The 13,069-nt window shown below is 69.9% G+C and carries 7 protein-coding genes; 3 read left to right on the plus strand and 4 right to left on the minus strand.

Annotated elements, in window-relative coordinates; all coding sequences use genetic code 11:
- Positions 1-3: 3 nt before the first annotated feature.
- The 3 genes from N798_RS17805 to nrdR all read right to left on the minus strand — a co-directional run bounded on the left by N798_RS17805 (position 4) and on the right by nrdR (position 4,913).
- Complete coding sequence (locus N798_RS17805) at positions 4-1,200, minus strand: DNA cytosine methyltransferase (RefSeq protein WP_084100410.1); 1,197 nt, start codon at positions 1,198-1,200, stop codon at positions 4-6.
- Between the two features lie 98 nt (positions 1,201-1,298).
- Positions 1,299-4,265: a vitamin B12-dependent ribonucleotide reductase gene (locus tag N798_RS09155; protein WP_035947922.1), complete on the minus strand. Its 2,967-nt coding sequence runs from the start codon at positions 4,263-4,265 to the stop codon at positions 1,299-1,301.
- Between the two features lie 120 nt (positions 4,266-4,385).
- Entirely contained in the window at positions 4,386-4,913 is a 528-nt protein-coding gene (nrdR, locus tag N798_RS09160; protein WP_035947923.1) for a transcriptional regulator NrdR, read from the minus strand.
- Positions 4,914-5,288: 375 nt separating this feature from the next.
- Here nrdR and N798_RS09165 point away from each other — a divergent pair, with 375 nt between their 5' ends.
- The 3 genes from N798_RS09165 (at position 5,289) to N798_RS09175 (ending at position 12,370) form a co-directional block, all read left to right on the plus strand.
- Positions 5,289-5,795 carry a hypothetical protein gene (locus tag N798_RS09165; RefSeq protein WP_035947924.1) on the plus strand — a complete coding sequence of 169 codons (507 nt, stop codon included), beginning with the start codon at positions 5,289-5,291 and terminating at the stop codon, positions 5,793-5,795.
- A 101-nt stretch (positions 5,796-5,896) separates the two neighbouring features.
- Positions 5,897-10,897: an nSTAND1 domain-containing NTPase gene (locus N798_RS09170; RefSeq protein WP_084100396.1), complete on the plus strand. Its 5,001-nt coding sequence runs from the start codon at positions 5,897-5,899 to the stop codon at positions 10,895-10,897.
- 117 nt (positions 10,898-11,014) lie between these two features.
- On the plus strand, positions 11,015-12,370 hold the full coding sequence (locus N798_RS09175; protein ID WP_035947926.1) for a hypothetical protein: 1,356 nt from the start codon (positions 11,015-11,017) through the stop codon (positions 12,368-12,370).
- Between the two features lie 144 nt (positions 12,371-12,514).
- Here N798_RS09175 and N798_RS09180 read toward each other — a convergent pair.
- Positions 12,515-13,069, minus strand: a 555-nt coding sequence (locus tag N798_RS09180; protein ID WP_035947944.1) for a hypothetical protein, incomplete at its 5' end; no start/stop codon positions are given.

Genomic DNA, 13,069 nt, shown 5'->3' on the forward strand with positions numbered 1-13,069 from the left:
TAGCTAGGCTGACGCCCGATCTGCGAGATCGAGCCGCGCAGCGATGCTTGCTCCTATTGCCTGGGCCAGAAGGGGAGGCACTGCGTTGCCAACTTGACGATATTGGTCCGCTCGATTGCCCAGGAATAGGTAACTGTCCCGAAAAGATTGGAGCCGCGCCGCCTCACGGACGGTAAACGCGCGATCCTGTGCGTAGTGGTAGTACGCACCCCAGTGAGGGTCACACTTAGTAAGAATTGTGCTAGCCAGTCCGTCCGGATGCACTCGCCCGTAGCGTTTTGTGTGATCCGATGTCCGTGCGCGCTGCATGCCTGATGGAAGTAGTTCCCTTGGGATATTTGTCCAGTTGCCGCCTGGTGGGATGTGGCGCAACCGCTCCAATTGCAGGGCCGAAAGCCGACTGGCCACGTGATTGCGAATTGCAGAGGAGCCGACCCGAAGGCGGGCTTGATACTCGTTCTGGGCCTCGGTCCGATATTGCTGCCCTTCGGTCGGCTCTTCACCCGTTCCTGGGAATGGCAAGTCGTCCAAACTCTCCCTAACGGTGGTGTGCCGACGCAAATTTTGGTCGGTTGGAATGCGCACCAAGCGCCGCCCACCGAGTCGGGATGTAAAATTCACGCGTGCCGGTGCCGCATGCCTCGGAGAAGGGAAAGCACTAGTTGGATCTACTCCATCACGGAATCCTAGGACGATCGTCCGCCATCGCGTCTGCGGCACGCCGAAATGGGGGGCGTAGAGTATTTGAACATCCGAGGCATAACCTAGTTGTTCAAGCGCTTCCAAAATTGCCTCGAGTGTTGCCCCACCCGAGAAGCTAACCAAGCCGGGCACGTTTTCAATCAGCACGGCTAACGGTTGAAACTCGTCAACAAAGCGTAGGTAATCCCGGAAGAGATGATTGCGCTTGTCAGACTCACGACGTGCCGGCGCGTTAATGCTAAATCCTTGGCAGGGGGGTCCGCCGGCCAAAAGCGTAAGATCTCCCTGCTTCAACCCTAAACCGATTCGCACGGCCCGTGCGTCAACGTTTCGGATATCGGTTGACTCGACCACGGTGTCCGGATGATTAAAGGCGTATGTCGATGCAAACGTCGTTTCAAACTCATTGGCGTAGAGAGCTTTGAAGCCTGCGTTCTGCAGCCCATCAGACAGCCCGCCGGCTCCAGCGAATAAGTCAATAAGCGTCCGCGCCGACACGTGCACAGCCTTTCAGTTAGCAACTAGAGGGACTTTATATCTTTAGTGTCACGGCGTGGGTCCGGCTGAACGGACCCACGCCGTGACGCAGCCGCTGATCAGCTGCAGCCGCTGGTGCTTCCGCAGCCTTCGCAGACGTAGCACGAACCAGCCGGGCGCATCTTCGTGCCGCAGGTCATGCACATCGGCGCGTCGGCGGACACACCCTGGAACTTCTCGAGCAGCTCGGCGGACGAGTGCACGTCACCGGACACCTCACGGGCCGACGCCGCACCCGCACCGAACTTCACCTCGGACGCGTGGTCCTCGCCGTCAACAGCCGGTGACTCCCCCGCCGTCTTCGGAGCGGCCTGCGCCGTCTTCTTCGGCGAGCTCGCACCGACCCCCTGCGAGAACGACTCGATCTCGTCCTCGAGCGCCTCGACGTCCTCGTCGTCCACCGTCGACGGCGCGTACGAGCCCGTCTCGAGCTGGCGCTGACGCTCCTCGGCGGTGTGGATGCCCATGAACGACCGGGTCTCGAAGTCGAGGTGGTCGAGCGCCAAGCGACGGAAGACGTAGTCGACGAGCGACTGGCCCATCCGGATGTCCTGGTCGTCGGTCATGCCGGCCGGCTCGAAGCGCATGTTCGTGTACTTCTCGACATACGTCTCGAGCGGCACGCCGTACTGGAGACCGACCGAGATCGCGATCGAGAACGCGTCCATGACACCGGCGAGGGTCGAGCCCTGCTTGCCGAACTTGAGGAAGACCTCACCGAGGCGGCCGTCCTCGTAGGTGCCGGCCGTCATGTAGCCCTCGGCGCCGCCGATGGCGAACGACGTGGTCTGCGAGCTGCGACGCTTCGGCAGGCGCTCACGCGTCGGCCGGTAGACCACCTTCTCGACGACCTTGGTCTCACTGGCACTGTCAGCCGCGGCAGCCTTGTCCGCCGCCGCGTCCTTGGCGGTCGATCCGCCGTCGGAGAGCGGCTGGCCGACCTTGCAGTTGTCGCGGTAGACCGCGAGCGCCTTGAGGCCCATCTTCCAGCCCTGGATGTAGACGTCCTCGATCTCCTCGACCGTGGCCGTCTCCGGCAGGTTGACCGTCTTGGAGATGGCGCCGGAAAGGAACGGCTGGGTCGCCGCCATCATCCGCACGTGGCCCATCGGGGAGATGGCGCGCGCACCCATGGCGGTGTCGAAGATCTCGTAGTGCTCGGTCTTGAGCCCGGGCGCGTCGATGACGTGACCCTTGTCGGCGATGTACTCGACGATCGCCTCGACGGTCTCCTCGGTGTAGCCGAGCTTGCGCAGGGCCCGCGGGATGGTGAGGTTGACGATCTGCATCGAGCCGCCACCGACGAGCTTCTTGAACTTGACGAGCGAGAAGTCCGGCTCGATGCCGGTCGTGTCGCAGTCCATCATGAAGCCGATGGTGCCGGTCGGGGCGAGCACCGACGCCTGGGCGTTGCGGTAGCCGTTCTTCTCACCGAGCTTGACGACGGCGTCCCACGCCTTCGTCGCGGCGCGGTGGATGTCCTTGTCCATCGTGTGCAGCGTGCGCACCGCGTCGTTGGCGGCGGCGTGCTTGCGCATGACCCGCTTGTGGGCGTCCGCGTTGCGGGCGTAGCCGGCATACGCACCGACGACCCCGGCGAGCTCGGCGGAACGCTTGTAGGCGGCACCGGTGAGCAGCGACGTGATCGACGCGGCGAGCGCGCGGCCACCGTCGGAGTCGTAGCCGTGACCGGTCGCCATGAGGAGCGCGCCGAGGTTGGCGTAGCCGATGCCGAGCTGGCGGTAGTTGCGGGTGGTCTCGCCGATGGGCTCGGTCGGGAAGTCCGCGAAGCAGATCGAGATGTCCATCGCCGTGATGACGAGCTCGGCGACCGCCTGGAACTTCTCCACGTCGAACGTGTCGTCGTCCTTGAGGAACTTGAGCAGGTTGAGAGAGGCGAGGTTGCACGAGGAGTTGTCGAGCGACATGTACTCGGAGCAGGGGTTGGACGCGGTGATGCGGCCGGTCTCCGGGTTGGTGTGCCAGTCGTTGATCGTGTCGTCGTACTGGATGCCCGGGTCGGCGCACTCCCACGCGGCCTTGGCGATCTTGCCCATGAGCTCACGGGCGTCGACGGTCTCGATGACCGAGCCGTCCTTGCGCGAGCGCAGGCCGAACTCGGTGCCGTCCTCGACCGCACGCATGAACTCGTCGTTGACGCGGACCGAGTTGTTGGCGTTCTGGTACTGGACCGAGACGATGTCCTTGCCGCCGAGGTCCATGTCGAAGCCGGCGTCACGCAGCGCGCGGATCTTGTCCTCCTCGCGCGCCTTCGTCTCGACGAACTCCTCGATGTCCGGGTGGTCGACGTCGAGGACGACCATCTTGGCCGCGCGACGGGTCGCACCGCCTGACTTGATCGTGCCCGCGGACGCGTCGGCGCCACGCATGAACGACACCGGGCCGGAGGCCGTGCCACCGGAGGAGAGGAGCTCCTTCGACGAGCGGATGCGCGAGAGGTTGAGGCCCGCGCCCGACCCGCCCTTGAAGATGAAGCCCTCCTCCTTGTACCAGTTGAGGATGGAGTCCATCGAGTCGTCGACCGAGAGGATGAAGCAGGCCGAGACCTGCTGCGGCGACTTCGTGCCGACGTTGAACCAGACCGGCGAGTTGAAGCTGAAGACCTGGTGCAGCAGGGCGTAGGTCAGCTCGTGCTCGAAGACCTCGGCGTCCTCCGGCGTGGAGAAGTAGCCGTGCTCCTTGCCCGCCTTGACGTAGGTGAGGACGACGCGGTCGATGAGCTGCTTGAGGCCCTGCTCGCGCTCGGGCGTGCCGACGGCGCCGCGGAAGTACTTGGTCGTGACGATCGTGGAGGCGTTGACGCTCCAGAAGTCGGGGAACTCGACGCCGCGCTGCTCGAAGATCGTCTCGCCGGTCTTCCAGTTCTGCTGGACGACGTCGCGCTTCTCCCAGGTCACCTCGTCATAGGGGTGCACGCCGGGCGTGGTGTAGATCCGCTCGACGGCAATGCCCTTGCCCTTGGCGGACTTGCGGGCACCTGCACGTGCACCGGCGGTCTCGGTCATGACTGCTCCCTCTTCTGCCCGGCACCTGCCGGGCGATCGTGTGACCTGGTTTCTTTTCTACCCGCGGGCACTGACAGTGACGCGGTCCTGCTTTCGTGCTTCGTTTCTTCGGTATGCCGGTCAGTCCGGCGGGGAGACCGAGGCACCTTCTGGAGCGGACGGCCCCGCCACGCGCTCCTCCCGCTGGTCCCCTCCGAAAGCGTCGCGCTCGACGCGCAGCAGCGTGATCGCCTGCTCGAAGTCCTCGAGGCTGTCGAACGCCTGGTAGACCGAGGCGAACCTCAGGTAGGCGACCTCGTCGAGGCTCCGCAGCGGCTCGAGGACGGCGAGGCCGACCTCGTGGGCGTCGACCTCGGCCTGCCCGAGCCCGCGGATCGTCTCCTCGACCTGGTGGGCGAGGAGGGCAAGCTGGTCCTCGGTGACCGGACGGCCCTGACAGGCCTTGCGGACGCCGACGAGCACCTTCGGGCGGCTGAACGGCTCGGTGGCCCCCGACCGCTTGACGACGGACAGCGCCGCCGTCTCGACGGTCGTGAACCGCTTGCCGCACTCGGGGCACTGACGCCGCCGGCGGATGCTCGCGCCGTCGTCGGTGGCCCGGGAGTCCATGACGCGGGAGTCGGTGTGGCGGCAGAAGGGACAGTGCACGGACCGGCTCCTCTCAGGGGCGCAATGGGGACGGTTCTGGGGACGGGTTGGGGACAACGTGTGGGTAACCCGCCCGCCCCTGTGAACCATATGTGGATGAACTACATCGGTGTAACCACTAGATGTTGTGCCAAGTATGCGCCTCGTGTGACCCGCGCCGCAAGCCCTTCCGCACATCTGCGCGTGTCGCCCCGCAACCACGCCACCCGTCCCCGCGTGTCGTCGCGCAGACCCGGCGTGTCGCGTCCTGCCATCGCCGCGACCGGATGGCGACCGGCTCGCGACCGGGCAACGCCACGGTGTGGTCGGGAGCCAGCCGGCTCCCATCCAGGACCTCGAACCGAACTCGCGGCCCGCCACCCCAAGGAGCATCCGATGAACCGTCGTCGCAGTCTGGCCGCCGCCGCCTCCGCAGCCGCCCTCGTCGCCCTCACCGCACCGACCGCCACGGCAGGCGCCACCCGCACCGTCGAGACGCGGGACTTCACCATCCCGGTGCACGAGCAGACCAGCGAGGCGTGCGGCTTCCCCGTGAGCCTGCACGTCTGGGGCTGGTTCAACGTCGTGACCCACACGGACGGCGCCGGCAACGTGACCAAGGAGATTCGCAACTACCTCTTCCGTGGGGAGCTCACCGCCAACGGAGTGACGGTGCAGGGCGTCACCCACGGACCGGATGTCACGACCTACCACGACGACGGGACCGCGACGGCCATGGTGCTCGGCGTCGTCAACCGTCGCGTCCCCGGCGCCGGGACGGTCACCCTCGCGTCCGGACTCACCATCAACAACATCGACCGTGAGGGCGAGGAGGTCGTGATCTTCCACAGCGGCCCGGAGGAGGAGAGCATCGCCGAGGTCTGCTCCGCGTTCACGGCGTGACGGTCCCCTCCCGCGCTCACCCGTCCGCCAACGCGGCCCGGTCCGCCGCAGCCCCGCCGTCGCGGCGCACTCCCTGAACCGTCAAACCGAGGACGCGCGCCATGACCCGCCCCTATCGTCAGCACGTGGACTACAGCGTCCTCGGCCCGCTGCGTGTGAGCAACGGGCACGGACCCATCGAGATCCGTGGCGTCAAGGAACGCACGCTCCTGGCCCACCTCATCTCCGCGGGCGGACGGCTCGTCCCCAGCAGCGACCTCATCGACTCGCTGTGGCAGGACGACCCGCCGGCCAGCGCGGGCAAGTCGCTGCAGACCTTCGTCCTGAGGCTGCGCAACGCCCTCGAGCCGGACCGGCAGGGTGCCCCTCAGCTGCTGCTGACCGAGGGCCCCGGCTACCGGCTCGCCTCCGATCCGGTCGCCGTGGACGCCGAGCGGTTCACCCGGCTCGTCGCCGTCGGACGCCGGGCGCTGGAGGAGGGCCGGCCCGACAGCGCGAGCACGACGCTCGGCGAGGCGCTCTCGATGTGGCGCGGGCCGGCATACGCGGGGTTCGACCACGCGCGCTTCGCCCAGGCCGAAGCCCGTCGCCTCGAGGAGCTCCGTCTGGCCGCGACCGAGGACCGGCTCGGCGCCGAGGTCGCGCTCGGGCGCCTCGCGACTGCGATCCCGGAGCTGGAGCGCCTCGTCGGTGTGCACCCGCTGCGCGAGCGCCTGTGGGAGATGCTCATGCTCGCGCTCTACCGGGACGGCCGGCAGGGTGAAGCCCTCACGGCCTACGAACGCGCCCGCACGGTGCTGTCCGACGAGCTCGGCGTGGACCCCGGCGCAGGGCTTCGCGCCCTGCATGGCCAGGTGCTCGCACACGACCCCGCCCTGCGCCCCGCGAGCCGACGACTGCCACTTCCCCCTGAGCTGGCCGCACCACCCCCGCGGCTGGTCGGTCGCGACACCGAGCTCGACCTGCTGCGCCGTGCGTGGCACCGGGCGCTCGCGTCGACCCCGAAGACGGTCCTCGTGCGCGGCCCTGTCGGCGCCGGGGCCAGCGCCCTCGCCGCGTCATTGGCCGGCGAGGTCGCCCGGAGCGGCGCGGAGGTGCGCTACGAGGCGGCCGACTCTCCCGTCGACGAGGCGCCTGCCAACTCGGGCCGTCCGCTCCTTCTCGTGGCGGACCACGTCGACCCGTCGATCACCGCGACCCTGGTCCTTCGTCTCGACAGCCCCCATTCCGGGTCCTCGGCTGCCGACGAGGTCATCGACCTGAGTCCGCTCGCCGAGACGGAGGTCAGCGAGATCCTCGCCGACTACCTTCCCCACGACGCCGTCGACGCGGCCCTGGACTCCGTCCTCGCCCGGTCGCAGGGGTGGCCCGGCGCCGTCCACGAGGCCGCGACCCTCCGGGCCCGGGCCCACGCCACCCAGCGCGTCGGTGTCGCGGCCCGACGCACCGACGCGAGCAGCACCTCCCTCGCCAGTGCGCGCGCCGACCTCGTCGACAGCGTCGTCGACCTGCGTGAGACGACTCTGCCCGCGGGCAGCGCCGACCCGACGCAGTGCCCGTGGAAGGGCCTCGCCGCCTATGACGTCGAGGACGCGCGGTGGTATGCCGGCCGCGAACGTCTCGTGGCCGAGCTCGTCGCGCGCGTGGCCTCCTCCCGCGCGCTGGCTCTCGTCGGGGCGTCCGGGTCCGGCAAGTCGTCGGCGCTGCGTGCCGGCCTCGTGGCGGCCCTGGCCTCCGACGTCCTGCCCGGGAGCGCCGCCTGGTCCGTCATCGTCATGCGCCCGGGGCCGCACCCCCTGCGCGAGCTGGCCCGCGCTGCCCTGGGCCGCGGCCACAGCGACGTCGGGGACCTGCTCTCCCAGCTCATCACCGCGGACGGCGAGGCCCGCACCCGCACGGTCCTCGTCGTCGACCAGCTCGAGGAGGCGTGGACGCTGTGCGAGGACGACCAGGAGCGCTCACAGTTCCTCGACACCCTCGCGGAGCTCGCGACCGACCCACGGTCCGACGGCACTGTCGTCGTGGCCCTGCGCGCCGACCGCACTGGCGAGCTCGCCGAGCACGCCGCGCTGGCCGCGGTCGTCCGCGATGCCACGGTGCTCGTGGGCGCGCCGACCCCTGCCGAGGTGCGTCGCACCATCGACCGGCCGGCCTCGGCAGCCGGGCTGCACCTCGACGAGGGCCTCGCGGACACGATCGTCTCCGACGCCGGCAGCGAGCCGGGGCTCCTGCCACTGCTGTCGACCTCGTTGACCCAGCTGTGGGAGCAGCGGGAGGGAGCGAGCCTCACCTACGCCGCCTACGTGCGGACCGGGGGGCTGAGCGGCGCCATCGCCACCCTCGCCGAGGAGTGCTTCGACGGACTCACGCCGGAGCAGCAGCTGAGCGCCCGCTCGCTCCTCCTCCGCCTCACCGGGCCCGGCGACGGAGAGGCGGTGACCCGACGGCGCGTGGCTCTCGTGGAGCTGGATGCGCTGTCGGACAGCGGAATCCGTCCCGCACTCGACGAGCTGGCGGCCGCGCGGTTGCTCTCCGTCACGGATGGACACGTCGAGGTCGCGCACGAGGCGCTCTTCCGCGAGTGGCCACGCCTGCGGTCGTGGCTGGCCGAGGACGCAGCCGGTCGCGCCGTCCAGCGACGGCTGGCCGTGGCGGCGAGCGAGTGGGACGCCGAGGGACGCGAGCCGTCCGGCCTGTGGTCGGGGACGCGCCTCGCCTCCGGGCTCGAGGTGGCACATCACCGCCCCGAGGAGCTGACGAGCGTCGAGCACGCCTTCCTCGACGCTGGCCGGGAGGCCGGGGACGCCGCCCGGCGTGACGCCGAGGCCCGGGCCGCGTCGACCGCACGCCAGAACCGACGGCTGCGCTGGCTCCTCGGCGGCATCGCCACGGTGCTGCTCGTCGCGCTGGTGGCGGGGCTGCTCGCCTGGCAGTCACGCCAGGACGCGGCTGCGAGCGCAGTGAGCGCCGACGCCCGGCGCCTCGCCGCGACAGCCCTCACCATGGACTATCCCGACACGGCGTTGCTCGCGGCGATCGAGGCGACGCGCCTCGAGTCGAGCCCGGAGACACAGGGTGCCCTCCTCACCCTGCTGGCGCGCCAGCCCTCCGTCGTCCACCGCGTCCGCACCCCGAACCGCTTCCTGCGCAACGTCGCGAGCCCCGACGGGCGCACCGTCTTCGTCAGCGAGAACGCCGGGCGGCTCTGGTCCGTCGACGCCGAGACCGGTGAGGTGAGATGGACCGTCGACACCCCCGGCGAGGGGCAGGCCGGCAACCTCAGCGTCACCCCGGACGGCACCGGCATCGTCGCCACCATCTATCGCGACCCCGTCCCCGTGCTGACCCGACTCTCGGCGACGGACGGCTCGGTGGTCTGGGAGCTGGCGTCCGACGACCTGCCGGCCGTGACCGGACTCGATGGCGAGATGCTCCACTGGGCCGGGTTCGACGGAGCCGGAAGGCTCCTCGTCCAGACCGACACCCGCCTGTATGCCGTCGACCCCACCTCCGGCCAACCCCTCTCTTCCCAGCCGTGGCCCGGCAGCACCGCGGCGATGGAGTCTCTCGTCGTCTGGCCGGACGGGCGCGCCAGTCGTGAGGTGGGCTTCGACCCCGAGGCCGGCAGCATCGTCGTCGACACGCGCAACCCCACGCGCGCTCCCGCACGGGTCGCCGGGTTGATCGCGGCCGTCTCTCCCGACGGGCGGCGGATGGCCGTCGCCAAGGGTGAACGGTTCGGCGGAACGCTCCGCGTCGTGGACACGACGACGTTCGAGGACGTCGGAGCCCCGATCCCGCTCAGGGGGGAGGTCCGAGCGGGCGCGTTCAGTCCGGACGGAAGGCTGCTCGCCGTCACTGCAGACAACGACGTCGTCGTCTACGACGCCACGACCCTGCAACCGGTCCACACCCTCGAGGGCCACAACGGCACCGCGATGGCCGTGGCCTTCGCCGGCCGGGACCACGACCTGCTGTGGACCGCGTCACGGGACGGCACAGCCGTGGGCTTCGACCTGTCCGGGACGCGCACCATCGTCGCCGAGCAGACGATCGATGCCAAGGTCATGACGGGTCAGGGCCCGAGGGTGGGCGGCCGCACCGGCGTCGTCGTGCACTTCTTCGACGACGCCCCCAACACGGCCGAGCTCGTCGACCTGTCGAGCGGCGACGTCGTCGCCGAGCTCCCGTTGCCCGGGGCCGCCACGTGCGGGTGCCAGGTGACGACGGTCGCCATGACACCCGACGGCCGCACGGCGATCGTCTCCGAGACGACCTTCACGTCGCCGGAGGACCCGGAACCGAAGAACGACACGGGCCGGCTGCGCCTTTGGGATGTCACCACACGCACGCTCACGGGCACGGTCGACTTGCCCGAACCCGCGTTCTCGATCGCGCTGTCCGCCGACTCGCGCCGTGCGGTTGCCAACGGCATGCACGGCGTCATGAGCATCGACCTCGCCGCCGGACGCGTCACCGGACACCTCACAAACCTCGACCCCGAGAAGATGTACGGCGACCAGATCCCGCAGATCGCCCTGTCGCCCGACGGGCGTCTGGCGGCCGTCGGGCGCGTCGGCATGCTCGCACTCGTCGACGTCGCGACGATGACGGAGGTGCGCCGGCTGGACGACCTCACGACCGAGGGACAGCCGGTCGGCGCCGTGACGTTCAGCGCCGACGGGCGGACGGTCGTGGCGGGCGACTTCGCCGGATGGATCCATTTCCTCGGCGTCGACGACCTGCGGCCGGTCGCACCGAAGCGGCTCATCGCCGCCGGGTTCGTCATCGGTGCCCGCATCAGTCCTGACGGCTCGGTCCTGGCGTCGCTCGGCACCGACGGGGAGCTGACGCTCTGGGACACGGATACGTGGCGGCCCTTCGGCAAGCCGGTCACCGACGACCAGGCGTGGGGCTTCATCCACTTCCCCGACGAGCAGCGCATCCAGGTGATGTACGACAACTCTCGGATGGTCCGGGTCGGCATCGACCGCGACCGGTGGGTCGAGGCTGCCTGTTCGGCAGCGAACCGCGACCTCACGCCGGACGAGGTTGCCGTCGTGCTCCCGGGTCGCTCCGCCCCCTCGACCTGCCGAGGCTGAGCCGGCTCGGGCGACCACCTCACCGCGACCGGACGGCGACCGAGTCGCGACCGAGGCGGCACAGGCTGTGGGAGCGGGCCGGGACCGGCCGGCATACCTGCTCCGGAAGGAACCCCGATGCACTCTCGACGCACGGTCGTCGCCCTCGGTGCGACGACCGCACTCACCCTCACCATCGCCGCCGCAGTGACGACGGCCGGGTCGGCGCTCGGTGCCCCCACCACGTCGGGCTGCCGGCTCGTGGAGCTGCCCCCACCTCCCGGCGGCTTCGACGCGGGGGTCATGGACATCGAGGTCGTCGACGGCACGACGATCTACTACGGCAACTACCAGGTGGTCGAGGACGGTGAGCAGACCCAGCGCGCCGTCATCTGGAGGGGGATCGACGGAGCGCCCGAACCGATCAACACGGGGCTCGGCAAGGCGGTCGACATCGCGTACGAGCTGACCTCCACCGGGCTCGTCAACGGCACCAGCGAGGACCTCGACGGCGGCAGCCCGACCCACTGGGTCATGGATCTCAGGACGATGGACGTCACCGTCGTGGACAGCTCGATGGGTGCGAAGGCGGACGCCACCGCACTGGTGCGGAGGGTCAACGACAGCGGAGCCCTCGTGGGCACGGACGTCCATGGCGTGGGCGGCTCCTTCAACCGCAACGGCAACAGCGCAGTCGGGTGGGCCTCGCCCGACGCCCGGCCTGTCCGGCTGGAGGCGACGGGGTCCTCGTCCCAGGCCGAGGGGATCAACGCCCACGGCGATCGCGTCGGCATCATCGCCAAGTCCAAGCGCCCCGGCGTGCCGCACTGGACCGACTACGACCCGACCCTGTGGCACGCCGACGGACGCGTCACGACGATGGACCGGGTCGGCATCGACGCCATCCCGTGGGAGGTCAAGGACGACGGCAGCGCCGGCGGCGAGGGCTTCTGGGGCTGGGATCCCTTCGCGGGACACATGGAGGCGGTCTACTGGCCGAGCGCCGACGACGCCGTCGGGCTCGGGGTGCTCGACGGCGGCGGCTACTCCCGCGTCTTCGGACTCGACGAGGGAGGCTGGGCCGTGGGGTTCGCGGACCGGTTCGCAAGTGATCCCGAGGACCCGTTCGCGTGGCGGGGCGGGGCCTACACCCACTCGTTCCTCTACGTCCACGGGCGGACGGCGCCGGGCCACCTGCGCATCCTCCCCTCGCTCCAGTCCGTCGCCCGGGGTGACGCCGACTGGCACGACTGGCACGGGTCGGCCGTCCACGCGGTCAACGCGCAGCTCGACCAGGCTGCGAGCGCCTCGGCGACAGGAGTCGACGAGAACGGCGTGGCGACCTACGGCGCGACGGTCTACCTGGGCGCCTCGCAGTGCGGCATCGAGGTCGCGACGACCCACGACCCGTGGGGACTCGGCGAGACGCTCGACGCGGCGCGGGCCACGTCCGCCGACGCCGAGTCGGCGTCGGTCCGGGGCCGCAGGCACTGAGTCCGGAAGTCCCATGCCACGCCGGTATGCCGGCCCACGCAGGTATGCCGGCCGCTCACGAGAGCGGCCGGCATACCGTGTCGTCGTTCGTGCGTCCGCACCTGTGGTGGCTGAAGCGTCACCTCGCCGGACACAACGAGCGGGTCAGAGGTTCGGACCCTGCGAGCGGAGCTTGTCGACCTCGCTCATCGCCTCGCGGAGCTGCCCGAGCCACTCGTCGGCGTGCTGGCCGACGAGGCGGACCGACCACGCGAGTGCGTCGCTGCGCGAGCGGGCGACGCCGGCGTCGACGAGGGTGTCGAGCACCTGTCGCTCGGGCTGGCGCAGCCGGGTCATCACCGGCGCCGCGAGGTGGGTGAAGAGCGCCTTCGTCTCGCCGAGGCGGACGCCCCAGGAGACCTTGCGCTCGTAGCGCGCCTCGGCCTCGCGAGCGATCGCGATGCGCGCCTCCTTGGTGTCGGCGCGCCACCGGCTGATCCGGCCCTCGGCCTCGGCCCCCTCGACCTTCTCGTCGGGGAGGGTGCCGATGACGGTGATCTCGTCGCGGTCGACGTCGACCTCGAGCTCGGTGAACCAGCCGTCGGGCAACCGCCCGCTGAACCAGTCGCGGGCGTCGTCGGCGTTCGGGACGTCGGCCTGCTGCCAGCCGCCGGGCCGGCCCATGCCGCGGCCGCCGCCCGGACCGCGTCCGCGGCCGGG

The organism is Knoellia flava TL1, assembly GCF_000768675.1.
GTDB lineage: Bacteria > Actinomycetota > Actinomycetes > Actinomycetales > Dermatophilaceae > Knoellia > Knoellia flava.